Here is a 23,887-nt window from a genome sequence, read left to right as displayed (position 1 = left end):
CGCTCGGGCGTGGACACCCGAGGAAGGAGCTTTGCCCCGTGCCTGCCCAGTTCCCGTTCTCCGCCGTTGTCGGCCAGCACGACCTGCGCCTGGCCCTGCTGCTCAACGCGGTGCACCCGGCGATCGGCGGGGTACTCGTGCGTGGCGAGAAGGGCACGGCCAAATCCACGGTCGTGCGTGCGCTCGCCGGACTGCTGCCCGCCGTCGAGGTGCTCGAGGACTGCCGCTTCGCCTGCGCCCCCGGCGCCCCGGACCCGGACTGTCCGGACGGACCGCACGCCACCGCGGCCCGCGAACGCCCGGCCACCCTCGTGGAGCTGCCGGTCGGCGCCACCGAGGACCGGGTGATCGGCTCGCTGGACCTCGAGCGGGCGCTCACCGATGGGGTGCGTGCCTATCAGCCCGGTCTGCTCGCCGACGCCCACCGCGGGGTGCTCTACGTGGATGAGGTGAACCTGCTGCACGACCACCTCGTCGACCTGCTGCTCGACGCCGCCGCGATGGGGCGCGCGCACGTGGAGCGTGAGGGGGTCTCGATCTCGCACGCCGCGCAGTTCCTGCTGGTCGGCACGATGAACCCGGAGGAGGGCGAGCTGCGCCCGCAGCTGCTCGACCGCTTCGGGCTGACCGTGACCGTGTCCGCGGACCGGGAGGTCGGACCGCGGACCGAGGTGGTGCGCAGGCGGCTGGCCTTCGAAGCCGACCCGGACGGATTCGCCGCGCAGTGGGCGAGCGCGGACGCCGGGCTCGCCGAGCGCATCGTGCGGGCGCGTGCTCTGCTCGGTTCGGTGCGGCTGCCGGATGCCGAGCTGCGCCGCATCGCCTCGGTGTGTGCTTCCTTCGATGTCGACGGGATGCGCGCGGACCTGGTGGTGGCGCGCACCGCGGTGGCGCACGCGGCCTGGCGGGGCGCCGAGACGGTCGCCGAACAGGATGTGGAGGCCGCGGTCCGGCTCGCGCTGCCGCACCGCAGGCGCCGGGATCCGTTCGACGAACCGGGAATCGAAGAGGAGCAGCTGCGCGAGGCCATGTCCGAGGCCGCGCAGGCCGCCGAAGAAGAGGAACCCCCGGAACCACCGGAGCCGGACGGTGACGGTCCGGACGGCGGGCCAGGCGGGCCAGGCGGGCCAGGCGGCGGACAGGACGCGCCGGATGAGGGCAACGGGACCCCGCAGAACGGGACCCCGCAGAACGGAACATCGCAGCAGGGGTCTTCCAGCGAACGCACCACGGAGGCACCCGATCCGGCGTTCCGCGCCCGGCTGCTCGCCGTGCCCGGCGTGGGCGCGGGTGCCCCTGGGAAGCGTTCGGTCGCCCGCACGACGGGCGGGCGCACGGTGCGCTCGGGCGCGGACGGCACCGGGCTGCACCTGACGGACACACTGCGCGCCGCGGCGCCGTTCCAGGCCGAGCGCGGGCGGGACGGTTCCGGGCTCGTATTGCGCGCCCAGGACATCCGGCGCGCGGTACGGGTCGGCAAGGAGTCGAACCTGGTGCTGTTCGCGGTGGACACCTCGGGCTCGATGGCGGCACGGGCCAGGATGTCCGCGGTCACCGGGGCGGTGATCTCGCTGCTGCGCGATGCCTATCAGCGCAGGGACAAGGTCGGGGTGATCACCTTCCGCGGCGCGGGCGCGGAACTGCTGCTGCCACCGACGAACAGCGTGGACACCGCGGTGCGCAGGCTGCGAAGGGTGACCACGGGTGGGCGTACCCCGCTCGCCGAGGGACTGCACACCGCACGCAAGGTCGCCGCGACCGAACGGGTGCGTGATCCGCACCGGCGCTGCCTGCTGGTGGTGGTCACCGACGGCCGGGCCACGGCCGGTCAGAACCCGGACGCGGTGGCGGCCGGGCTTGCCGCGGACGGCGTGGCGGGCATCGTGGTCGACTGCGAGAGCGGACCGGTCCGGCTCGGGCTCGCGGGGCGGCTGGCCGAGGCCATGTCCGGGCAGTGCCTGCGGTTGGAACACCTCTCCGCGGACGGAGTGGCCGGAATCGTGCGCGCGGCCTGAGGAACGGAGGAACCGTTATGCCACAAGGAAAACCGAACTCCGTGCCCGAGGACGGGCTGACCACGCGGCAACGGCGCAACCGGCCGCTGCTGATGGTGCACACCGGGGAGATGAAGGGGAAGTCCAGCGCCGCGTTCGGCACCGCGCTGCGCGGGTGGAACCAGGGCTGGTCCATCGGGGTGTTCCAGTTCGTCAAATCGGCGAAGTGGAAGGTCGGGGAGGAGAACGCGTTCCGCGCGCTCGGCGAGGTGCACGAACAGACCGGCCAGGGCGGCCCGGTGGAATGGCACAAGATGGGGGAGGGCTGGTCCTGGGCGCGCAAGCAGGGCACCGAGTCCGACCACGCCGCGGCCGCGCTGGAGGGCTGGCGGGAGATCACCCGGCGGATCGGGCAGCAGCAGCACACCCTGTACGTGCTCGACGAGTTCACCTATCCGCTCAAGTGGGGCTGGGTGGACGTGCACGAAGTGGTCTCGGTGCTGCGTGACCGGCCTGGGCATCAGTACGTGGTGATCACCGGCAGGGACGCGCCCGCCGAGCTGATCGAGGCCGCCGATCTCGTGCTGCGCACCGAAAAGGTCAAGCACCCGATGGATGCCGGGCAGAAGGGCCAGCGGGGTATCGAGTGGTGAGCACCGGCCGGGTGGTGATCGCCGCTCCCGCTTCGGGAACCGGCAAGACCCTGGTGGCCACCGGTCTGATGGCGGCATTGCGGGCGCGCGGGCACGTGGTCGCACCGGGCAAGGTCGGCCCCGACTACATCGACCCCGGATATCACACGCTCGCGGCCGGGCGCCAGGGCCGCAATCTGGACCCGGTGCTCGTCGGGGAACACACCGTCGCCCCGCTGTTCGGCCACGGGGCGCGCGGGGCGGATCTCGCCGTCATCGAGGGCGTCATGGGGCTCTACGACGGGCGGCTCGGCGCGGAGGGGTTCGGCTCCACCGCGCACGTGGCCGAACTGCTTGACGCCCCGGTGCTGCTCGTGGTGGACGCCAGGGGGCAGAGCCGAAGCCTCGCCGCGCTGCTGCACGGCTTCCGCACCTACTCCTCCGGGGTGCGGATCGCCGGGGTGATCCTGAACAATGTCGGTTCGCCGCGACACACCGAGGTGCTGACCGAAGCGGCCAACGAGGTCGGGCTCGAGGTGCTCGGCTCGCTGCCGCGCGCGGCGGAGGTCGGGGTGCCGAGCAGGCATCTCGGCCTGCTCACCGCCGCCGAGCACGGTGCCGAGGCGGAGGCCGCGGTGCGCGGGATGGGCGAGCTCGTCGCCGAACACCTGGACCTGGACGCGGTGGTGCGGGTGGCCCGCTCCGCGCCCCCGCTGACCGGACCGGACTGGGCGCCCGGGCTCGAACCGGAGCCCGGATCACCGGTGGTCGCGGTGGCCTCCGGGCGCGCGTTCACCTTCGGCTACGCCGAGCACACCGAACTGCTGGAGGCCGCCGGTGCCCGGGTGGTGACCCTGGATCCGTTGCGGGACACCGCCTTGCCTCCGGAGACTGCGGGGCTGGTGCTGCCCGGCGGGTTCCCCGAACTGCACGCCAAGGACCTCGCCGAGCGTGCGGGACTGCGCGCCGAGATCGCCGGGTTCGCCCGGGCCGGTGGACCGGTGCATGCCGAGTGCGCCGGGCTGCTCTACCTCGCACAGCACCTGGACGGGGTGCCGATGTGCGGGGTGGTCCCGGCCGATGCCCGGTTCACCGAACGCCTCGCGCTCGGCTACCGGGATGCCGTGGCCACGAGCGATTCGGTGCTGTTCCGCGCCGGGGAACGGGTGGCAGGGCACGAGTTCCACCGCACCACGATCGAGCCGGGGCACGGCGAGACGGCGGCGTGGGGACTGCCGGGGAATCGCCTGGAAGGGTTCGTGACCGGGCAGGTGCACGCCTCGTATCTGCACACCCATCCGGTCGGCAGTCCGGAGGCGATCACCCGGTTCGTCGCGGCCTGCGCGCGGCACATGGTTGACTTACCGCGGAGCACACAGCCCCGCGGGAGAAGGTGAACCGAACGTGACCGTGACCGTTGTCGGCGTCGACGGGACCTCGCTCGCACCGGGCGGGCGGCACCTGATCGGCAAGGCGACCTTGATCATCGGCGAGCCGAGGCATGTCGAGGCCTTCGCGCCGCGCGGGGTGCCGCACCGGGATCTGGAGCCGCTCGGCTCGAGTGTCGGCGCGATCTACCGGGAACACGGCAAGGAAGACGGCAATGTGGTCGTGCTGGTGCACGGCGATCCGGGTTTCTTCGGCATGCTCGGCGCGTTGCGGGAGAACGGGATCGAGCCGAGAGTGCTTCCCGCGCTGAGCCCGGTGCAGCGGCTCGCCGCGATGGCCGGGGTGCCCTGGGACGATATGGCGATCGTGGACGGGAGCGACGGCGGGTTGCGCAGGGCGCTGAACGTGTGCCGGGCGCGCAAGGCGGTCGCCGTGCTCACCGCGCAGGGAGCCGGACCGACCGAACTGGGCGCGGGACTGGACGGCTGGCGGCGCAGTCTCGTGGTGGCCGAGGAGATCGGCACCCCGCGCGAGACACTGTCCACAGTGGATGCGGCGGAGGCGGCCAAACGACTGTGGCGGTTCCCGAACGTGGTGTTCTCCTTTGCGGAATCCCAGCTGGGCCAGGGAAAGAACTGGAACGGGTGCGGGGAACCGTGCCCGCCGGACGGTGGCTGGGCGCTGGAGAGCGAGGCGTTCGCGCACCGCGAGGGGGAACTGGCCGCGGACGCCGTGCGCGCGCTCGCCCTGGCCAGACTGGCCCCGCGTCCCGGTCAGCTCGTCTGGGACATCGGCGCGGGCGCCGGGCAGATCGCGGTGGAATGCGCACGGCTCGGTGCGGCGGTCGTCGCGGTGGAGCCCGATCCGGGGCAATCGGTGCGGGTGCTGGCGAATGCATCCCGGCACGATGTGGATGTGCGGCTGGTCGGTGAACCGGCGCCCGGATCGCTGCAGGAGCTGCCCGAACCGGACGCGGTGTACGTCGGCGGTGCGGGCCAGGAGGTGTTCGCCGCGGTCGTGGCGAGCGGGGCGGACCGGATCGTCACCTCGGTGGCCGATCTGACCAAGCTGGGTGCTTATCGGGACATGTTGCGGGACAAGGGATACCGGGTGTCCGGGCGGCAGCTGGCGGTCGCGGGCCTCGCGGAGTTCGACGGTGGAGGTGTCGGCATGGGACCGGCGAGTCAGGATGTGCTGTTGTGGGGAGTTCGATGAGCGAGGACCACTATCTCGCCGGGCTCGACCTGCGGGACCGGCGCGTCGTGTTCATCGGCGGCGGCGGGGTGGCGCAGCGGCGGCTGCCGAGGCTGATCGCGGCCGGGGCGCGGGTGGAGCTGATCGCGCCCGAGGTCACCGTCGCGGTGTCCGGGATGATCGAATCCGGTGAGGTGTCCTGGCAGCGGCGCGGTTACGCCGAGGGGGACCTGGACGGGGCCTGGTACGCGATCGCGGCCAGCTCGGATCCGGAGGTCAACGTCCGGGTGGTCGAGGAGGCCCAGCGGCGGCGGGTGTTCTGTGTTCGTTCCGATCTGGCTGCCGCGGGGACCGCGGTCACCCCGGCGATCGGGGAACACGACGGGATGGTGCTCGGGGTGCTGGCCGGTGGGGCGCACCGGCGTTCCGCCGCGGTACGGGATGTGGTGCTCGAGGCACTGCGCACCGGAGCCCTGGCCGAGGCGGGCGAACTCGGCGCGAAGACCGCGGGCGTGGTGCTCGTGGGTGCCGGTCCGGGCGACCCGGACCTGATCACTGTGGCCGGCCGCCGCGAACTGGCGCGCGCGGACCTCGTGGTCGCCGACCGGCTCGCCCCGCGTGCGCTGCTCGACGAACTGTCCGGGCACGTGGAGATCGTGGACGCCGCCAAGATCCCCTATGGGCGCGCGGCCACCCAGCAGGCCATCAACACGGCGCTGATCGAGGGCGCGCGTGCCGGGCAACGGGTGGTGCGCCTCAAGGGCGGCGATTCCTTCGTGTTCGGCAGGGGATTCGAGGAGGTGCTCGCCTGCGCCGAGGAGGGGATCGCGGTGACCGTGATTCCCGGGGTGACCAGTGCTTTCTCCGCCCCGGCGAGTGCGGGCATTCCGGTCACTCATCGCGGCGTGACCCATGAGGTGGTCGTGGTCTCCGGGCATGTCGGCCCCGCTGACGAGAGCAGCCTCGTGGACTGGCCATCGGTGGCCAGACTGCGTGGCACCCTGGTGCTGATGATGGCCATGCAGCGGCTCGGCGAGTTCGCCGAAGTGCTGATGGCGAACGGGAAACCGGGCGACACCCCGGCCGCAGTGATCGCCGACGGTGCGACCCGCAACCAGCGGGTGCTGCGGTCCACCGTGGCGCAGGTGGCGGCCGAGGCGCGCGAACAGGAGTTCACGCCTCCCGCGATCGTGGTGATCGGGGAGGTCGCCGGGTTCGGCGCCTGACCGCGATCAGGCCGAAGCGAGTACCGAGTCGATCTCGGCGAGTATGCGTTCGGCGATTTCCGGTGCCGCGTAGGAATACCTGATCGAATTGCGGGCCAGCTCGGCGAGACCTTCCTTGTCGAGCTCGCACAACCGGGCCGCGACGGTGTACTCGGTGTCCAGATCGGTGTGGAACATCCCGGGATCGTCCGTGCTCAGTGTGATCGGGGCACCGGAGGCCAGCAGGCGGGGGAGCGGATGGGCCTCGAAGGATTCCGTTGCCCTGGTGCGCAGATTGGACATCGGGCACACCTCCAGCGGAATTCCGTTGCGCGCCAGGTGATCCAGCAGTTCCGGATCGGTCACGCTGCCGATCCCGTGCCCGATGCGCTCGGCGTGCAGTTCGCGTACCGCCGCCCACACCTCGTCCGGGCCGGTGGTCTCCCCGGCGTGCGCGACCACGTGCAGCCCGGCATCCCGTGCGGTGGCGAACGCGTCCGCGAAGCCGGCGCGCGGGTAGCCGTCCTCGAGACCGGCGAGTCCCAATGCGACAGTCCCTTCCGGACGGACGCGGACGGCGAAGTCCACGGTCTCCTCGGTGCCACCGAAACCGGCCGGGATGTCGTAGATGTAGTTGAGCTCGACGCCGTGCACCTGCGCGGCCTCGATGCGTGCCGCGGTGAGGGTCTCCCCGAGTTCTTCGGGGGCCACTCCCTTGCGGATGTGCATCACCGGGGTCACGGTGATCTCGGCGTAACGCACCTGGCACTTGGCGGCGTCGCGTGCGGCACCGAGTACCAGCTCGCGCACATCCTCACCGGTGCGTACCAGTTCGTCCACTTTGGCGTAGTTGTCGATGAAATGCGGGAAGTCGACGAATTCGTAGAACCGCTCCAGCTCCGCCGGGTCGGTCGGTACGGCGCCGTCCGGGTGCCTGCGCGCGAGCGTGAGCACGGTTTCCGGGGAGGCCGAGCCGACGAGGTGCAGGTGCAGTTCGGCTTTCGGCAGCGCGGCGATGAATGCGGGGATGGTCATACGAGAGACCTTATTGCCTCGCGGTGACAGGGCAACCGAATATTCCCTCAGCCGAATACTCCCTCAGCCGAATACTCCCTCAGCCCGATACTTCCTCAGCCCGGTGCCGCACCGGCTCGGCGTACCCGGCCGCTGGTCGCGAGCAGGGCACCGAGGGCGACGAGCGCGGCGAGGATCGCGAACGCCGTGCCGTAGCCGCCGAACAGGGCGGCCAGTCCGGTCCCGCCGAACGGGGCGAGCGCGATCGCCAGCGTGAGTGGTGCGCTGAACAGCCCATTGAGCGTGCCGAACCGCGCGGTTCCCCAGCGGTCGCTGACGGCGGTCGCCTGCAGCAGCGTGTACACCCCGCGCACCGCACCGGCACCAGCTCCGAGCACCATCACCAGGGCGGCCGGTCCGGACACCACGGCGAGCAGGGCGGTCATCAGCGCACCGAGGGCGAGCACGGCGACGGTGCGGGACCCCGGTCCGAACCGCGCGCTGAACCGGCCGTAGCCGAGCCTGCCGAGCAGTTGCCCGGCCCCGCACAGCGCGAGGGCGATCGCGCCCGCGGTGTTCGACTCGCCTCGGCTGGTGAACAGCGGCACCAGGTTCACCGTGGCCGCGTACATGCCGAACCCGGCCAGCACCATCGCGCACACCAGCGACCAGAAGGCCGGGCTGCGCGCGCGACGGTACGGACGTGATCCCCGTTTGCCGCGTTCGTCCGCTGCCGATCGGGCGGCCAGGGCAGCCGCAGGCACCAGAAGTGCACCGGAAAGGTCACCGCGCCGAGCAGGCAGGCGAGCACGAGCAGACATCCGCGCCAGCCGAGCAGCCCGAGCAACCCGTCCGCGATCGGCGCGAACACGGTGCTCGCCAGGCCGCCGACCAGGGACACGGCAGTGAGCGCCCGCACCCGCTCGGTGCCGTACCAGCGGGTCAGCGCGGCGAAGGCGGGCTGATAGAGCAGCATGGCCTGGGCCGCTCCGGTGAGTCCCCAGGCCGCGAAGAACAGCGGGAGGTTCGGGGCCTTCGCCACCGCCAGCAGGCCGAGCACACCGAGGACCGATCCGGTCGTCATCACCACACGCGGGCCGTTCCGGTCGATCCAGCGGCCGACGAAGGGCCCGCACACCGCGGAGGCGACCAGTCCGGTGGAGAACGCGCCCATCGCGGCACCAGCCGACCAGCCGGTCTCCCGCAGCACCGCGCCGAGCAGCACGGGGAACGTGTAGTAGAGCACGCCCCAGCTGACGATCTCGGTCGCGCACAGGCCGAGCAGCGCAGCTCGCCGGGTCATAGCGAGCGCTGGTAGAGGACCGTGTCCAGGATCCTGCCGTGTTTCTCGCCGACCCCGGTGAGCCGACCGGCCTCGGTGAAGCCGAACGCCAGGTGCAGCGCCGCGGAGGATGGATCCCCGGTGTCCACGACGACCGCGATCAGCTGGCGGACGCCCGCTTCGGCGCCGCGCGTCAGCAGCTCGCCGAGCAGCGCCTTGCCGAGGCCCTTCCCGGACTGCCCGGGAGCGAGGTAGATGGTGTCCTCGCCCGTGTACCGATAGGAGGGTTTCGGCCGCCAGGGACCGAGGTACGCATAACCGAGGATCGCGGTATCCGACTGCGCGACGAGGAACGGCAGCCCCCGTGCGGACAGCTCGGCGAACTTGGCCCGCCAGTCCGCGAGGTCTGGCGGGTTCTCCTCGAAGGTCGCGAGACTCGTGTGCACATAGTGCTCGTAGATCCGGGTGACGGCGGGCAGATCCTCCAGACAGGCGGGCCGGACCGCCGCTTTCTCTATAGAGAACATTATGACTATTATAGCGGAATCATGGATCTCGGTGAACTGGGAAAGCGCATCCAGGCGTTGCGTGGCGAGCGGGGGATGACCCTGCAGGAGCTCGCTTCGACGGCCTCGGTGAGCGTGAGCATGCTGTCCTCGGTGGAGCGCGGCCAGAAGGCGCCGACGGTGGTGGTGCTGGCCAGGATCGCCGAAGGGCTCGGCGTGCCGCTCACCGAACTGCTGGATCAGGGGCCGCGCACGGTGTTGCGCCGGGCCGCCGAGCAGGATGTGGTGGACGAACCGGGCGGCTGGCGGCGCGTGGTGCTGTCCCCGGTGGTTCCCGGGGTGAACTTCGAATGGATCCGCTCCAGCCTGCCACCGCACTGCGCCGCGGGCGAATATCCGGCCTATGCCCCGGGTTCGCACGAGTTCGTCGTCGTGGAATCGGGCGGCCTGCGCATCGGGGTCGGCGCCGAGGTCTACCACCTCGAGGCGGGCGATTCGCTGTATTTCTCCGCGGATGCCGTGCACAGCTACGCCAACCTCACCGCGGAACCGTGCCACTACTACATCGCCGCGCTGATCATGCGCCCGCGCAATGCGGCCCCGGTACGGCGCTGGAGTGCCGCCGATCCCGGGGCATGAGCAAGCTCACAGTCAGGGATTCGGGCAAAGCGGACGGTTATCCGGTGGCTCGTGCCACGGTGTGAAAAGCGGTCCTGTCCACTGTTGTCCGGGTGTATTCGCGATGGAGGTCGGCCATGACGCAGGCGTACGAGGAATGGGACATCGTCTCCAGTGTTGGCTTCACGGCGCTGATGGTCGCTGCCGCGCGTGCCGCCGAGACCGCCAGCGCCGATCCGCTCATCACCGACGAATACGCGGCCGCCTTCGTCGAGTCGGCGAACCCGGCGACGTCGATCCGGGACGGGCAACGGGGCGTGGACGAGGAATTCTGGCTCTCCATGGTCGACTACATGGCGGTGCGCACCAGGTTTTTCGACGAGTTCCTGGAGAAGGCCGGGACGCCGCAGGTCGTGGTGCTCGCCGCCGGACTGGACGCGCGGGCTTACCGGCTCTCGGTCGCACCGGACACCCGCTGGTTCGAGGTGGACCAGCCAAAGGTGCTCGCGTTCAAGCAGGACGTGCTCGAGGCGCGCGGCGCCGAACCGGTGTGCCGGCACCACATGGTGGGCACCGATCTGCGCGAGGACTGGGTGTCCGCACTGCGCGCGGCCGGATTCGACCCGGAACTGCCGACCGCCTGGCTCGCCGAGGGACTGCTGATGTATCTGCCCGCACAGGCCGAGGATCAGCTCTTCGCGCGGATCGACGAGCTCTCCGCCCCAGGCAGCATGATCTCGGTGGAAGACGCGGGCGCACTGGCAACCGGCTCGTTCATACACGACGAGCGGGTCGCGGACGCCTCCGAGCAGTTCGGGGTCAGCTTCGCCGATCTGGTCAGCCAGGAGGAACGCGCGGACTTCGCGGAATTCCTGAGCGGCAAAGGATGGTCGGTGGAGCCGCGCGGCATCGAGGCGATCGAGCAGGGGTACGGGCGGCACATCGGCGGGCGGACCCGGGACCTGCTCGGCGGCATGCGGATCGTGAACGCGCGCCGATAGCGCACGTCACCGATCGGTGAGGCCGAGGCGAAGGTGCTCGCTGTGGTACACGGCCTCGTCGAGCAGCTGCGCGACGTGGTTGTCGTAGAGCCGGTAGATGATGCTGCGCCCATTGCGGGTGCCGGTCACCAGTCCGAGGGTGCGCAGCAGCCGTAGCTGGTGCGAGACGGCGGACTGCTCCATGCCGACCGCCTCGGCGAGTTCGGTGACCGGGAGCGGGCCCGCGCGCAGTTTGGCGAGAATGCGCAACCGGCTGGGGGTGGCGAGCGCTTGCAGTGTCTCGGCGACGTTCGCCGCGCTCTGTGGATCGAGATCCTCGACCGGTTGGCGCACCTGCGGTGTGTGTCCCACGCGAGTAGCGTAGCCCACAACCCATAATTGAAGACATCTTCATATGTTCTGCTATCTTGGGTTCGTGTTCGCCGTCCCCGAAGTGCGGTTCGCCGCCATGGCACTGGGTTTGTTCCTGCTCGGGCTTGCCGCGGAACTCAGCGGTTGCCCGGAATGGGTGTGGGTGTCCGCCTATCTGGCCTGTTATCTCGCCGGTGGTTGGGAACCCGCCGTCGCCGGGGTGCGCGCGCTCGCCGGGAAGACCCTGGATGTGGACCTGCTGATGGTGCTCGCCGCCATCGGTGCGGCCGCGATCGGTCAGTTCATGGACGGGGCGCTGCTGATCGTGATCTTCGCGAGCTCCGGTGCCCTCGAAGCGCTGGCCACCAGGCGCACCGAGGAATCGGTGCGCGGGCTGCTGCGGTTCGCCCCGGAGACCGCGAGCCGGGTGACGGCGGGCGGAGAAGACGCCGTTGCGGTCGCGGAGCTCGCGGTCGGGGACGAGGTCCTGGTGCGCCCCGGGGAACGGATCGCCGCGGACGGGATCGTGCTGCACGGGGAGAGTGAGGTGGACAAGGCGAGTATCACCGGGGAGCCGCTTCCGGTGGCCACGTTCGCCGGGGACGAGGTCTTCGCGGGCACCGGGAACGGGACCGGGGTGTTGCGCATCCGGGTCGGGCGCACCGCCGGGCACAGCGTGCTGGCCAGGATCGCCGAATCGGTGCGCGAGGCGAGCGCGACGAAGGCGGGCACACAGTTGTTCGTGGAGCGGGTCGAGCGCTGGTACTCGCTCGGTATGGTCGCCGCGACCGTGCTGCTGTTCGCGATCCCGCTCGCCATCGGCACCCCGTTCCAGGAGGCGCTGCTGCGGGCGATGACCTTCATGATCGTGGCCTCCCCGTGTGCGCTCGTGCTCGCCACCATGCCGCCGCTGCTGGCCGCGATCGCCACCGCGAGCCGCAACGGGGTGCTGGTGAAATCCGCCGTCGCACTCGAACGCCTCGCCCGTACCACCCGGTTCGCCTTCGACAAGACCGGAACCCTCACCAAGGGCGCCCCGGTACTCGCCGAGATCCACACCGCCGGCCGGGCCGAAGAGGATGTGCTCGCCCTTGCCGCTGCGGTGGAGTACCCGAGCGAACATCCGCTCGCGGGCGCGATCCTGGACGCGGCACGCGAACGCGAGCTGTCCCTCGCGCCGGTGGACGGCTTCTCCGCCCGGCCGGGGCACGGGGTTCGCGGCCGGGTCGGTGGCACGCAGATCGAGGTCGGTGTTCACCGTGGACAGTCCACAATGGACGACGTGTTGGCCGAGGTGCGTGCCCGGGGCCGTACCGCGGTGCTGGTGAGTGAGGCCGGAAAGCCGATCGGTGTGCTCGGGATCGCGGACCGTACCCGCACCGGTGCCGCCGCGGCGGTCGCGTGCTGCACCAGGCTGACCGGAACCGGTGCCGTCCTGGTCACCGGGGACCATTCCGTCGCGGCGCGACCGATCGCGGACGAGCTGGGCATCCGCACCGTGCACGCGGGCCTGCTTCCCGAGCAGAAGCGGGAACTGATCGCCGGATACGAGTCCGAGGGTGCGCGGCTCGCAGTGGTGGGCGACGGGGTGAACGACGCTCCCGCACTCGCCGCCGCGAGCACCGGGCTCGCCATGGGTGGCGCGGGTGCCGATCTGTCCCTCGGCGCCGCGGATGTCGTGCTCGTCCGGGACGAACTGATCGCGGTGCCCACGGTGCTCGCCCTCGCCCGCCGGGCCGAACGGGTGGTCGTGGCCAACCTGGTGATCGCCGCGGCGTTCATTCTCGGGCTCGTGGTCTGGGATCTGGCCGGGGTGCTGCCGTTACCGCTCGGCGTTGCCGGGCACGAGGGGTCCACGGTCCTCGTCGGGTTGAACGGGCTGCGGCTGCTCGGTTCCCGCGCCTGGCGCCGGGCGCGCGCCCGGGCCGGTTCCGGTTAGCGGTCTCGACGCGGAACCGCGGCGGCGACTAGGGTTCCGGCCATGCGTTTCGGACTGTTCGTACCTCAGGGATGGCGGCTCGACCTCGCGGGAATCGAGCCGAGGGAACACTGGTCGCGGATGCTGGACATCGCGAAGTTCGCCGAGCAGGGGCCGTACGAGTCGATCTGGGTGTACGACCACTTCCACACCGTTCCGGAACCGACCGAGGAGGCCACGCACGAGGCCTGGTCGCTGATCTCCGCACTGGCCGCGAGCACCAGCACGGTGCGCCTCGGGCAGATGTGCACCTGCATGAGCTACCGCAATCCGGCCCAGCTGGCGAAGGTGGCCGCGACCGCCGACCTGATCTCCGGCGGCCGGGTCGAGATGGGCATCGGCGCCGGGTGGTACGAGCACGAGTGGCGGGCCTACGGCTACGGGTTCCCGAGCGCGGGGGAGCGGCTCGGCAGGCTTGAGGAGGGCGTGCGGATCATGCGCGATCTCTGGACCGAAGGCAGGTCGAGCCGGGACGGCAAGTACTACACCGTGGACGGGGCGATCTGCCGACCGCTTCCGTTGCAGGAGAACGGGATCCCGCTGTGGATCGCCGGTGGTGGTGAACGCCGCACACTGCGGATCGCGGCGCAGTATGCCTCCTACACCAACTTCGACGGCACCCCCGAGGGGTTCCGGCACAAATCGGAGGTGCTCGCGGGGCACTGTGCCGAGCTCGGCACCGACTTCGACGCGATCGTGCGCTCGGCCGACTACAACGTGGTGATCGGCGAGACGGAACGGGAAGTGGCCGAGCGGCTGGACTGGTTCGAGGCGCACTACGCGAAGTACGTCTCCGCGGAGAAGGTCGCGCAACAGCGCGAGATGATAGCGAACGGCCCATTGGTCGGCACTCCGGAACAGATCGCGGAGCGGCTCACCGGCCTGCGTGGTCTCGGGCTCGAATACGCCATCCTGTACTTCGCCGAGGCGGCCTACGACAGGTCGGGGATCGAGCTGTTCAACAAGGAGGTCGCACCGGAGCTGCGCTGAACCTCGGCGGCCCGGGAATCGCAGGGGAACCGGCGCCAGGGAAATTCGGTCTGCGGTCGCACTCGACGCGGGTCTCGGCGACGCGTATCCGGCATCGGACCGCTCAGCAACGCGTATCTCACCGGCAAGACCGGGCCCGAAGCCCCGATGTACGTCCGCCACGCGGTACACGAGGAGATCCTGCCGAGTGAACCGGTGAGCGCACTCGTCCGGTAACAGTGCGCGGCATCGTGGTTGGTAACGGTGATCCCACGCCCACCGCGCACAATGGTGGTATGGCGGACACGACGATGCCGCGCCGCGACTACGGTGGCCGGACGGCCGATCAGCGGCGCGCCGAGCGCAAGGAACGCTTGCTCGACGCGGGCTTCGAGTTGTTCGGCAGTAACGGGTACGCCGTGACCTCGATCGAAAAGCTCTGTGCGGCCGCGAGTGTCTCGACGCGGAATTTCTACCAGGAGTTCGACGGGCGCGAGCAGGTGCTCATCGAGCTGCACGACCGGATCACCGCCCGCGCCATGGCGGCGGCCGTGGAAGCGCTGGAGGCGGCCGAGGACAGCGGGCTCGCCCAACGGGTCGGCGCCGCGCTGCGTGCCTATCTCGAGGTGACCTCGAGCGATCCGCGGTGGACCCGGATCGCCTATGTGGAGAACATGGGCGTCGGCAAGGCGGTCGAAGAGCACCGGATCGTGTGGCGGGAACGGCTCTGCCGGTTCTTCGACGCGGAGGGGCAGCGCGTGATGGACCGGGGCGAGGCCCCGCGGCGGGAGCTGCGCACCGTCAGCATCGCCTTCATCGGCGCGGTGAACGAGACGATGCGGGATTGGGAGAGCAACGGCCGTCCGGTCCCACTCGATGAGGTCTGCGCGGAGCTCACCAGGATCCTGGTCGCCTCGGTCGTTTCCGGCTGACCGCGGCATCTACACTCGCCACCGTGGCTGAACCCATGATCGCCCCGAGCATCCTTTCCGCGGATTTCGCGCGCCTCGCCGAGGAAGCGGCGGCCGTGCAGGATGCCGACTGGCTGCACGTCGACGTGATGGACGCGCACTTCGTGCCGAACCTGACCCTTGGGCTCCCGGTGGTGGAGTCGCTGCGCAAGGCGACCGAGATCCCGCTCGACTGCCACCTGATGATCGAGAACCCGGACCGCTGGGCGATCGGCTACGCGGAGGCGGGCGCCCACAACGTGACCGTGCACGTGGAGGCGGCCGAGGATCCGGTGGCGATCGCGAAGAACCTGCGCGCCGCGGGTTCCCAGGCGGGGCTCTCCATCAAGCCGGGCACCCCGTTCGAGCCATACGTGGAGCTGCTCCAGCACTACGACACGCTGCTCGTGATGTCCGTGGAACCGGGCTTCGGCGGTCAGCGGTTCATGCCCGAGGTGCTGGACAAGGTGCGCGTCGCGCGCCGCCTCGTGGACGCCGGTGAGCTGCGGGTGCTGGTGGAGATCGACGGCGGGATCGGCGCGGACACCATCGAGCAGGCCGCCGAGGCCGGAGTGGACTGTTTCGTGGCGGGGTCGGCGATCTACGGCGCCGAGGACCCCGCCGCGGCACTGACCGCCCTGCGGGCGAGCGCGGCAGCCGCCCGCGGTTAGTGCACGGCCCGGCGCGCCTCATACCAGTCCTCCCCGACGGGCTCGCCGTCCAGGTTCCAGCTCCAGGACACCGTCGGGGTGATCCGCAGATACCAGCCCGGCCCCACCATGCCGGTCCGCTGGAAGGGCTGCTCGGCGCGGCCGTAGATCCGGATCCCGCGCGCGATGAACGGCTCGAACGAGGGCAGATCGTCGACCACCACCGCGACCTGGTGCGCTCCGGTGGCCAGATTGCGGAACTTCCGGGTGCCGAGCACGGACCGGTCGCCGCCGCCGACCCAGAGGTGCTCGCCGTCGTATTCGAGGGCGACCGGCACCACGTCCGGCTGGGCCGGGACGCCCGGAGCGCCGGCGTCGACGGTGGCCAGCCGGGCGAGCGGCTGGGAGCGCAGATAGGCGATCTCTTGTTCGGTGAAGGACATGGCGGTCTCCTTCTCGACGGTGCGGGTGCCAGTCTGCACCACGGGACGGTGCCCGGCCGGACGTGGCGGTCGTCACCGCCACGCGGTTGGCTGCGCCGCCCCGAAAGCCCAGCGCTACTGTGGGGACATGTTCACCGGGATCGTTGAAGAGGTCGGCGAAATCGTCGAGCTGACCGATGCGCCGGAGCAGGCGCGCATCCGCATCCGAGGTCCACTGGTCACCAGCGACGCGGCGCACGGCGACTCGATCGCGGTGAACGGGGTGTGCCTCACGGTGACCGAACTCCAGGACGACACCTTCGCGGTGGACGCGGTCGCCGAGACGCTGCACCGTTCCAGCCTGCGCAAGCTGGCCACCGGCGTGAAGGTCAACCTGGAGCGGGCGGCCGCGGTCGGGGCCCGGCTCGGTGGGCACATCGTGCAGGGACACGTGGACGGGACCGCGAGCTACACCGGGCGCGATCCGGACGGGACGACCAGTTTCGCCCTGCCCCGCGAGCTGAACCGCTACGTGGTGGAGAAGGGCTCGATCACCGTGGACGGGGTTTCCCTGACCGTGGTGGAGGTGAGCGACACCGAGTTCACCGTGGCGCTGATCCCGACCACGCTCGCGGACACCACCCTCGGGCTGCTCGAACCGGGGGATCAGGTCAATATCGAGGTCGACGTGGTCGCCAAGTACCTCGACAAGCTTGCCCGGCCGCATCTGGCGGCCCTCGGTGGCGAAGAAACGGGAGCGTGAGCGCAGTGGCCGACTACGAGGCCGTCGAGGAAGCCATCGCCGCCATCGCGGACGGCAAGGCCGTGATCGTCGTCGACGACGAGGACCGGGAGAACGAGGGCGACCTCATCTTCGCCGCGGAGAAGGCCACGCCGGAGCTGCTCGCCTTCATGGTCCGCTATACCTCCGGGTACATCTGCGTGCCGCTGACCGGACGCGACTGCGACCGGCTCGACCTGCCGCCGATGTTCCACACCAACCAGGATGTGCGCGGCACGGCCTACACCGTGACCGTGGACGCCGCCGAAGGCGTGAGCACTGGGATCTCCGCGACCGACCGGGCGCACACGATCCGGCTGCTCGCCGATCCGGCATCCGCCCCGCGCGATTTCCGCCGCCCGGGGCACGTCGTTCCGTTGCGCGCCAAGGACGGCGGGGTGTTGCGCAGGCCCGGCCACACCGAGGCGGCGGTCGATCTGGCCCGGCTGGCGAAGCTGCAGCCGGCCGGTGTGCTGTGCGAGATCGTCTCGCAGAAGAGCGACGGGGACATGGCCCGCCGCGACGAGCTCGAGGTGTTCGCCGCCGAGCACGAGCTGAGCATCATCTCGATCGCGGACCTGATCGCTTACCGCCGCCGCTACGAGAAGCAGGTGGAGCGGGTCGCCGAGGCGCGGATACCGACCGTGCACGGCACCTTCCGGGCGCTGGGCTACGACAGCCTGTTGGACGGGATCGAGCATGTCGCCCTCGTCTACGGGGAGATCGGTGACGGTGAGGATGTGCTCGTCCGGGTGCACTCCGAATGCCTGACCGGGGATGTCTTCGGTTCGCTGCGCTGCGACTGTGGGCCGCAGCTGGACGCGGCGCTGGAGGCGGTCGCCGCGAACGGCAGGGGCGTGGTGCTCTACGTGCGCGGGCACGAGGGGCGCGGTATCGGCCTGCTGCACAAGCTCCAGGCCTACCAGTTGCAGGATCGCGGGGCGGACACCGTGGACGCGAACCTCGAGCAGGGACTGCCCGCGGATGCGCGTGACTACGGCACCGGGGCCCAGATCCTGGTGGACATCGGGGTTCGGTCGATGCGGCTGCTCACCAACAATCCCGCCAAACGGGTCGGCCTCGAAGGCTACGGGCTCACCGTGCTGGACCGGGTTTCGCTCCCGGTATCGGCCAACCCGGAGAACCTGCGCTACCTGCGCACCAAGCGGGATCGCATGGGGCACCTGCTGACGCTCGACGAGTACGAGGCATAGGACATGGCTGGCCACGGTCGACCGGAGATCGAAGTACCCGGGGACTGCGACGCATTGCGGGTGGCGATCGCCGCGACCCGCTGGCATGAGCGCATCACCGAGCAGTTGCTGCTCAGCGCGCGGAGCACGGTGGAGCGCGCCAAGGTCGCCGACATCACCGAGGTGCGGGTGCCCGGCTGCGTCGAGCTTCCCGTCGTCTGCCAGGAGCTCGCCCGCCAGCACGATCTGGTGGTCGCGCTCGGTGTGGTGATCCGGGGCGGCACCCCGCACTTCGAGTACGTGTGCGATGCCGTCACCGCGGGCCTGACCAGGGTGGCGCTGGACGAGGGCACCCCGATCGGCAACGGCGTGCTCACCTGTGACACCGAGGAGCAGGCGCTCGCCAGGGCCGGCTTGCCCGAATCGAGCGAGGACAAGGGCGCCGAGGCCACGGTCGCCGCGCTGGAGGCCGCGCGGGTGCTGCGCGGGCTGCGCGCCCCGTGGACCGAACGGGGTTTCTCGTGACGGGCGCGCAGGTGATGGACCGAGCCGACATGGGTGAAGTGATGGAGACGATCGCACGACCGGTACGGATCCGGCGCTATGTCATCCCGTTCGCGCTGATCCTGCTCGCCGCGCTGGTCGTAGCCGGGGTACTGATGCGGCAGACCCCGACCGGGGCGAGCTTCGGCTCGGCCGACCAGGTCGCCATGATCGTGGTCGGTGTGATTCTCGCCTGCGCCGTGCTGTTGCTGCTGCGGCCCCGGGTGCGCGCCGACGAGCACGGCATCGAAGTGCGCAATGTGTTTCAGGGCAAGTGGTTCGACTGGGCCGATGTGCGCGCGGTGAGTTTCCCGGACGGTTCCCCCTGGGCGCGGGTGGAACTGCTGGCCGACGAGTACTACCCGGTGATGGCCATCCAGGCGCACGACGGTCAGCGGGCGGTGGACGCGATGCGTGCCCTTCGGGCGATGCACCGCGGACACGGCGGAGCGTAGACCGCGCCGGACCAGGGGAGGCGGCGTGCCGGAGAAGGTCGACTTCAAGAAGCAGCTGGACTGCTACCGGGCGGTGCGGGACCGGTTCCGCATCCTCGAGGTGCCGCCGCTGCAGTATCTGATGGTCGACGGGCACGGTGACCCGAACACGAGCGGGGAGTTCGCCGCCGCGGTGAGCGCGCTCTATCCGGTCGCCTACAAGCTCAAGTTCGCCAGCAAACAGAAGCTCGGCAGGGACTACGTGGTCATGCCCCTGGAAGGCCGCTGGTGGGCCGAAGACATGGCGGCCTTCACCGCCGCACGGGACAAGAGCCGGTGGAACTGGACCCTCATGATCATGGTTCCGGACTGGATCGGCCCGGAGCTGCTCGAGGCTGCGGTGGCCAAGGCCGCCGCGGGTGGTCCGACCGCGGCGCTCGACCGGGTGCGGCTGCAGCGACTGGCGGAAGGCACCTGCGTACAGACCCTGCACCTCGGCCCCTTCGACGAGGAGGCCGCCGTGCTCGAGCGGATGCACCGGGAATTCATTCCCGGACAGGGCCTGCGGATGACCGGTGAACACCACGAGATCTACCTCAGCGACTTCCGCAGGGTCGCACCCGGCAAGCTGCGCACGATCCTCCGGCAGCCGGTCACCGCGGACCGTTAGGCGCGGAACCGGCCCGGAGTGGTGCCGAGCATCGCGGTGAAATGCCGGTTCAGATGGGACTGGTCGGTGAACCCGGCGGCCAGGGCGACCTGAGCGGCGGGCAGCCCGTCGAGCAGCAGCCTGCGCGCGAGGTCGATGCGCAACCCGGTGAGGTAGCGGTGCGGCGGGATGCCGAACCGGGTGCTGAACACGCGCACCAGATGGGCCGGATGGGCGTGCAGCCGCCGGGCCGCCTCGTCCAGGGTGATCCCCACCGGGGCGCTCGCGTCCAGCAGCTCGCGCAGCTGCCCGGCCAGCTCCGGAGCCACCGGTACCCGCTCCGGGGCGGGGGCACCGTGCAGCCGTTCGGCGAGGCGTTCGGTGATCAGGGCGAGCCGGGACTGCGCGTGCCACGGTTCCCACGGTCCGCGCAATACCTCGTGCAGTTCGTGGATGCGCTTGCGCAGCAAGGGATCCCGCAGTCCGGGCTGATCCACGGCCGCCCCGATGAGCGATTCGTCCATCGCGGACGGTTCCAGATAGAGCACCCGCTTGCGGAAGCCCCACTCGGTGACGTTGCGCCCGTCGTGCGGCACATGCGGGGGCAGCACGGTCACCTGGGAGCGCAGGGCACCGTGCTCACCGCGATGCAGGCCGTAGCGCACCATGCCCTCATCGATGATCAGCACCGTCCACGCGGCGTGCGTGTGACTGGGGTAGGCGTGTTCGAGGAACCGCGCGTGCAGCACCTCACGAATGCCCGGTATCCCGGGTTCCCACGCGCGGACGGCGCTTTCCGGCATGTGAAGAACGTACAAGACGCCCGCGCCACCGCTCGACGACACTGGTCCTATGCCTGAGCGTGTCTGAAAGCTCCCGTCCGTCGCGAGCGGGAGTCGGATCGGCAGGCATAGGAATGAGCCGTAGCGGGTTTCTACGGCGCTTGACGACAACGCTGCGAGGCGACGATCTGGCATGCGAAGGTACTTCGCCGACGCCCGAAGGCACTTCGCCAACGTTTATGCGAAGGCACTTCGTCAACGTCTATGCGAAGGCACTTCGCCAACGTCGCAGCGCAGCAGAACACGGAGTTCTCAGATGTGCTCAAAGTTCGATACCAAGATCGCGGTGTTGCTGCGCGAGGATCTGGAGCCGTGGCAGCGGCTGAACGTGTGTGCCTTCCTCAGTTCCGGGATCGCCGCCAATGCCGAACTGCTGGGTGCGCCCTATGCCGATGCGGACGGGACGCAATACCTGCCGATGTTCCGCCAGCCGGTGCTCGTGTTCGAGGGGGACAAGGAACTGATGGGCACCGCACATGCCCGTGCGTTACGCAGGGGACTGCCCACGGCGGTGTTCACCGCGGATCTGTTCCACACCGGGAACGACACGGACAACCGGGCCGCGGTCGCCGCCCTCCCGGGTGCGGAGCTCGACCTGGTCGGGTTCGCCGTGCACGGCCCGCGCAACGGGGTGGACAAGGTGCTCAAGGGAGCAAGCCTGCACCGCTGAACCGGTCTCGGACACCATGGATGGCGGGCACCGGGAAAATCCGGTGCCCGCCATCGTGTTCGGCCGTGGGGTCGTGCCCTAGACGCCCGCGGTCTGCTTGATCCAGTCGCGGCTGTTGGCCACGCTGGCGTAGTTCTGTGTACCGTTCTTGTCGCTACCCGAGTTCTCCCCGGTGGAGCAGACGCCGACCTGCTTGCCGTCCGCGATCTGCGGGCCGCCCGAGTCGCCGTGCCACGATGCGCCATCCACGCCCTTGCTGGCGATCGCGGGTCCGTCGAAGGCGTCCTGGCTCTGCCCGGTGACCTCGACGGTGGCCACCTTCAGCGCGGGAGCCGGCGGACCGCTGCCCTCTTCGCGGCCCCAACCGTAGATCTTGTTCTGGTCGCCCTTGGCCGGATCCTTGTCACCGAGCTGCACCGGCTGCGCCTTGACCGCGTGGTCCAGGTGCAGGAGCAGCAGGTCACCGCCCGGAGCCTTGGTGGACTGCTCGACCTTGGCGTCCTCGCCCTCGCCGAGTTTGAGGCTGCCGACCTTGACGCTGAGCCCCTGGCCGTCGCAGTGCTGTGCGGTGAGCACCCACTCGGGAGCGATGACGCTGCCCGAGCAGTTGAACTGCCCGTCGACATAGACCTGCGCGCCGTAGGAGACGTCACTGGCCGGTTCGCCGCCGATGATTTTCGGGGTCGCCGGTGATGCCTGGGCGAACGGTGCAGCGACGAGTGCCAGGCCGAGTGTCGCCGCGGCCAGCCCCCCGACCTTGCTGGATTTGCGCATCTGGGGATTCCCTTCTTCCGGTCACCTTCTGTTTTGGTCCGGTGACACGCAGACCGTAGCCGGGTCCCTCGATGAGGCGATACCGGAAATGGTCGTGGGAGCACCCGACTATCGGCGGGTCAATCCCGTTCCCATCCGAGGTCAGCGAGGTACAGCCCACCCTGGCCCCAGCCGGCCGAGGTGATCAGGCGGTTGTCCACCACCTCGGCGGCGTGGCTGGCGATCCGGGTGCGCAGCCCGTCGCGCGGGAACTCCCACGGACTGTCCGACTCGTAGACCGCGGTGCACACGTAGCCGTCCGGGGTCTTCGCGTACGCGCCGCACGGCCCGATGAACAGATACCAGCTGCCCTGTTCCCAGAGCACGAACGGGGATTCGGTCGGCCCGCCCCCGGTGCCGCTGCGTTCACTGGTGAACGCGATCTTCCGGTCGTCCCAGTGCACCAGATCCTCGCTGCACCGGTACGCGACCACATGCCTGCCGCCCGAGGGGTCGTCGGTGGCGCAGTAGTACATGGTCCATTCGTCGCCGGTCCACACCACCATCGGGTCCCGCGCACTGAACCCGTCCCGGAACAGTGGTCCTTCGGGGTGGCGGGTCCAGTGGTAGAGGTCTTCGGATGTGGCGAGGTTGACGGCTTCGCGGGTGGGGTCGTCTCCGCCCGCGTTGTAGAACATCCAGTATTTGCGGTCGGCGCGGATCACGTGCGGGGCCCACAGATGTCGTTCCCCGTGATAGCCCGGATCCACGACGAGCGCCGGATCCAGGGTGTGCCACGGGCCTTCGACGTCCCCGGCCCTGGCGTGCAGGAAGGTTTTCTCCTCGGTCGGGTTCGCCGGTTCCGGATGGGTGATGGAGAACAGGTGCCAGCTGCCGTCCTCGGCCCGGATGATCGTGTGGTCGTTGAGATAGCTCGGCACCCCCGCCGCCTCGCTCGGATCGAAGACATGGCGGAATTCGCTCGCGGTCAGTCGCATCTCAGCTCTCCCAGGACAGTTCCGCGAGATACACCCCGCCCTGTCCGGCTCCGCACGAGGTGATCCAGCGGTTCTCGATGATCTCGGCCGCATGGCTGCCGATCCTGGTGATCAGATGGTCGCGCGGGAACTCCCAGGGATTGTCCGACTCGTAGACCGCGGTGCACACGAACCCGTCCGGGGTGGGCTGATATCTGCCGCACGGCCCGATGAACAGATACCAGTGGTCCTCTTCCTTGACCACGAACGGGGATTCGGTCGGGCTGTTGAATCCCTGGCCGGTGAATTCACTGGTGAACGCGATCTTGCGGTCGCCCCAGTGGATCAGGTCGTCGCTACAGCGGTAGACGACCGCGAAATGCCCGCCGAGCGGATCGTCGTTGCCACAGTAGTACATGGTCCACTGATCGCCGGTCCAGGTGACCATGGGATCCCGGGCGCTGTAGCCGTCGCGGAACAGTGGTCCTTCGGGGTGGCGGGTCCAGTGGTAGAGGTCTTCGGATGTGGCGAGGTTGACGGCTTCGCGGGTGGGGTCGTCTCCGCCCGCGTTGTAGAACATCCAGTATTTGCGGTCGGCGCGGATCACGTGCGGGGCCCACAGATGCCGCTCCCCGTAGTAGTTCGGATCGAGGGTCAGCGCGGTTTCCCTGGTGTGCCACGGCCCCTGGATGTCGGTGGCGGTGGCGTGCAGGAAGGTCGTCTCACCGTCCGGATCGGAGGGCTCCGCGTGGTTGATGCCGTACAGGTGCCACTCCCCATCGGGATCCCGGATGATCGTGTGGTCGTTGACATACCACGGCGCACCGAAATCCGGGCTCGGATCGTAGATGCGCATGAAATCACCGACGTTCAACCGCATGGGATTCTCC

27 protein-coding genes are annotated in these 23,887 nt (G+C 69.9%); 17 read left to right on the top strand and 10 right to left on the bottom strand.

What is annotated here, in order from left to right; all coding sequences use genetic code 11:
* Positions 1–38 precede the first annotated feature (38 nt).
* Genes A37U_RS0117055 through cobA form a run of 5 tightly spaced genes read left to right on the top strand, consistent with a single transcriptional unit; the run spans position 39 to position 6,435 of the window.
* Positions 39–2,015 (top strand): magnesium chelatase subunit D family protein, encoded by a 1,977-nt coding sequence (locus A37U_RS0117055; RefSeq protein ID WP_020497870.1) that lies wholly within the window; start codon positions 39–41, stop codon positions 2,013–2,015.
* A 17-nt stretch (positions 2,016–2,032) separates the two neighbouring features.
* Positions 2,033–2,647: a cob(I)yrinic acid a,c-diamide adenosyltransferase gene (gene cobO, locus A37U_RS0117050; RefSeq protein ID WP_020497869.1), complete on the top strand. Its 615-nt coding sequence runs from the start codon at positions 2,033–2,035 to the stop codon at positions 2,645–2,647.
* On the top strand, positions 2,641–4,023 hold the full coding sequence (locus A37U_RS0117045; RefSeq protein WP_020497868.1) for a cobyrinic acid a,c-diamide synthase CobB: 1,383 nt from the start codon (positions 2,641–2,643) through the stop codon (positions 4,021–4,023). The genes cobO and A37U_RS0117045 overlap by 7 nt, the downstream gene beginning before the upstream one ends.
* 7 nt (positions 4,024–4,030) lie before the next feature.
* Positions 4,031–5,230, top strand: a complete 1,200-nt coding sequence (locus A37U_RS0117040; RefSeq protein ID WP_020497867.1) for a bifunctional cobalt-precorrin-7 (C(5))-methyltransferase/cobalt-precorrin-6B (C(15))-methyltransferase — start codon at positions 4,031–4,033, stop codon at positions 5,228–5,230.
* Positions 5,227–6,435, top strand: coding sequence for a uroporphyrinogen-III C-methyltransferase (cobA, locus tag A37U_RS0117035; RefSeq protein WP_020497866.1), 1,209 nt, complete (start codon positions 5,227–5,229; stop codon positions 6,433–6,435). Before A37U_RS0117040 ends, cobA begins: the two co-directional genes overlap by 4 nt.
* A 6-nt stretch (positions 6,436–6,441) precedes the next feature.
* Here cobA and add read toward each other — a convergent pair whose 3' ends face one another.
* From add to A37U_RS0117020, 4 genes are all read right to left on the bottom strand, one after another.
* Positions 6,442–7,449: an adenosine deaminase gene (gene add, locus A37U_RS0117030; RefSeq protein WP_020497865.1), complete on the bottom strand. Its 1,008-nt coding sequence runs from the start codon at positions 7,447–7,449 to the stop codon at positions 6,442–6,444.
* Between the two features lie 95 nt (positions 7,450–7,544).
* Positions 7,545–8,081, bottom strand: a complete 537-nt coding sequence (locus A37U_RS53675) for an MFS transporter (protein ID WP_020497864.1) — start codon at positions 8,079–8,081, stop codon at positions 7,545–7,547.
* Positions 8,042–8,731, bottom strand: coding sequence for an MFS transporter (locus A37U_RS53670; RefSeq protein WP_240437603.1), 690 nt, complete (start codon positions 8,729–8,731; stop codon positions 8,042–8,044). Before A37U_RS53670 ends, A37U_RS53675 begins: the two co-directional genes overlap by 40 nt.
* Positions 8,728–9,237, bottom strand: a complete 510-nt coding sequence (locus A37U_RS0117020; protein ID WP_020497863.1) for a GNAT family N-acetyltransferase — start codon at positions 9,235–9,237, stop codon at positions 8,728–8,730. Before A37U_RS0117020 ends, A37U_RS53670 begins: the two co-directional genes overlap by 4 nt.
* 21 nt (positions 9,238–9,258) lie before the next feature.
* Here A37U_RS0117020 and A37U_RS0117015 point away from each other — a divergent pair, with 21 nt between their 5' ends.
* A complete protein-coding gene (locus tag A37U_RS0117015) occupies positions 9,259–9,855 on the top strand; it encodes a helix-turn-helix domain-containing protein (RefSeq protein ID WP_020497862.1) in 597 nt (198 codons plus the stop codon).
* Positions 9,856–9,971: 116 nt separating this feature from the next.
* Positions 9,972–10,835, top strand: a complete 864-nt coding sequence (locus A37U_RS0117010) for an SAM-dependent methyltransferase (protein ID WP_020497861.1) — start codon at positions 9,972–9,974, stop codon at positions 10,833–10,835.
* 6 nt (positions 10,836–10,841) lie between these two features.
* Here the strand turns inward: A37U_RS0117010 and A37U_RS0117005 are convergent, their stop codons facing one another.
* Positions 10,842–11,186, bottom strand: coding sequence for an ArsR/SmtB family transcription factor (locus A37U_RS0117005; protein WP_020497860.1), 345 nt, complete (start codon positions 11,184–11,186; stop codon positions 10,842–10,844).
* Positions 11,187–11,229: 43 nt separating this feature from the next.
* Here A37U_RS0117005 and A37U_RS0117000 point away from each other — a divergent pair, with 43 nt between their 5' ends.
* From A37U_RS0117000 to rpe, 4 genes are all read left to right on the top strand, one after another.
* Entirely contained in the window at positions 11,230–13,125 is a 1,896-nt protein-coding gene (locus tag A37U_RS0117000) for a heavy metal translocating P-type ATPase (protein ID WP_020497859.1), read from the top strand.
* 42 nt (positions 13,126–13,167) lie between these two features.
* Entirely contained in the window at positions 13,168–14,154 is a 987-nt protein-coding gene (locus A37U_RS0116995; RefSeq protein WP_020497858.1) for an LLM class F420-dependent oxidoreductase, read from the top strand.
* 275 nt (positions 14,155–14,429) lie between these two features.
* Positions 14,430–15,065 carry a TetR/AcrR family transcriptional regulator gene (locus tag A37U_RS0116990; protein WP_020497857.1) on the top strand — a complete coding sequence of 212 codons (636 nt, stop codon included), beginning with the start codon at positions 14,430–14,432 and terminating at the stop codon, positions 15,063–15,065.
* Between the two features lie 35 nt (positions 15,066–15,100).
* Positions 15,101–15,754: a ribulose-phosphate 3-epimerase gene (gene rpe / locus A37U_RS0116985; RefSeq protein ID WP_020497856.1), complete on the top strand. Its 654-nt coding sequence runs from the start codon at positions 15,101–15,103 to the stop codon at positions 15,752–15,754.
* On the opposite strand, the gene A37U_RS0116980 is transcribed toward rpe, so the two are convergent.
* Positions 15,751–16,215, bottom strand: a complete 465-nt coding sequence (locus A37U_RS0116980) for a PPOX class F420-dependent oxidoreductase (protein WP_240437602.1) — start codon at positions 16,213–16,215, stop codon at positions 15,751–15,753. The genes rpe and A37U_RS0116980 overlap by 4 nt on opposite strands.
* 88 nt (positions 16,216–16,303) lie before the next feature.
* On the opposite strand from A37U_RS0116980, the gene A37U_RS0116975 reads away from it, so the two are divergent.
* The 5 genes from A37U_RS0116975 to A37U_RS0116955 are packed head-to-tail and all read left to right on the top strand — an operon-like array spanning position 16,304 to position 19,776.
* Positions 16,304–16,918, top strand: a complete 615-nt coding sequence (locus A37U_RS0116975) for a riboflavin synthase (RefSeq protein ID WP_020497854.1) — start codon at positions 16,304–16,306, stop codon at positions 16,916–16,918.
* A gap of 5 nt (positions 16,919–16,923) precedes the next feature.
* Positions 16,924–18,150: a bifunctional 3,4-dihydroxy-2-butanone-4-phosphate synthase/GTP cyclohydrolase II gene (locus A37U_RS44085; protein WP_020497853.1), complete on the top strand. Its 1,227-nt coding sequence runs from the start codon at positions 16,924–16,926 to the stop codon at positions 18,148–18,150.
* Positions 18,151–18,153: 3 nt separating this feature from the next.
* Positions 18,154–18,654 (top strand): 6,7-dimethyl-8-ribityllumazine synthase, encoded by a 501-nt coding sequence (gene ribH / locus A37U_RS0116965; RefSeq protein ID WP_020497852.1) that lies wholly within the window; start codon positions 18,154–18,156, stop codon positions 18,652–18,654.
* A 29-nt stretch (positions 18,655–18,683) separates the two neighbouring features.
* Entirely contained in the window at positions 18,684–19,127 is a 444-nt protein-coding gene (locus tag A37U_RS0116960; RefSeq protein ID WP_240437601.1) for a PH domain-containing protein, read from the top strand.
* A gap of 25 nt (positions 19,128–19,152) precedes the next feature.
* Positions 19,153–19,776 (top strand): GyrI-like domain-containing protein, encoded by a 624-nt coding sequence (locus A37U_RS0116955; protein ID WP_020497850.1) that lies wholly within the window; start codon positions 19,153–19,155, stop codon positions 19,774–19,776.
* Here A37U_RS0116955 and A37U_RS0116950 read toward each other — a convergent pair.
* Positions 19,773–20,558, bottom strand: a complete 786-nt coding sequence (locus A37U_RS0116950) for an AraC family transcriptional regulator (RefSeq protein ID WP_020497849.1) — start codon at positions 20,556–20,558, stop codon at positions 19,773–19,775. The genes A37U_RS0116955 and A37U_RS0116950 overlap by 4 nt on opposite strands.
* A 295-nt stretch (positions 20,559–20,853) precedes the next feature.
* Between A37U_RS0116950 and A37U_RS0116945 the strand changes: the two genes are divergently transcribed.
* Positions 20,854–21,267 (top strand): DUF2000 domain-containing protein, encoded by a 414-nt coding sequence (locus A37U_RS0116945; RefSeq protein WP_020497848.1) that lies wholly within the window; start codon positions 20,854–20,856, stop codon positions 21,265–21,267.
* Positions 21,268–21,345: 78 nt separating this feature from the next.
* On the opposite strand, the gene A37U_RS0116940 is transcribed toward A37U_RS0116945, so the two are convergent.
* The 3 genes from A37U_RS0116940 to A37U_RS0116930 all read right to left on the bottom strand — a co-directional run bounded on the left by A37U_RS0116940 (position 21,346) and on the right by A37U_RS0116930 (position 23,877).
* Entirely contained in the window at positions 21,346–22,041 is a 696-nt protein-coding gene (locus A37U_RS0116940; RefSeq protein WP_020497847.1) for a S1 family peptidase, read from the bottom strand.
* Positions 22,042–22,160: 119 nt separating this feature from the next.
* Complete coding sequence (locus tag A37U_RS0116935; RefSeq protein ID WP_020497846.1) at positions 22,161–23,018, bottom strand: family 43 glycosylhydrolase; 858 nt, start codon at positions 23,016–23,018, stop codon at positions 22,161–22,163.
* A gap of 1 nt (position 23,019) precedes the next feature.
* Complete coding sequence (locus A37U_RS0116930; RefSeq protein ID WP_020497845.1) at positions 23,020–23,877, bottom strand: glycoside hydrolase family protein; 858 nt, start codon at positions 23,875–23,877, stop codon at positions 23,020–23,022.
* Positions 23,878–23,887 lie beyond the last annotated feature (10 nt).

The organism is Sciscionella marina DSM 45152, from assembly GCF_000379465.1.
Classification (GTDB): Bacteria; Actinomycetota; Actinomycetes; order Mycobacteriales; family Pseudonocardiaceae; genus Sciscionella; species Sciscionella marina.
Note: the sequence above shows the minus strand (reverse complement) of the source record. Positions and strands in the feature narration are given on the sequence as shown.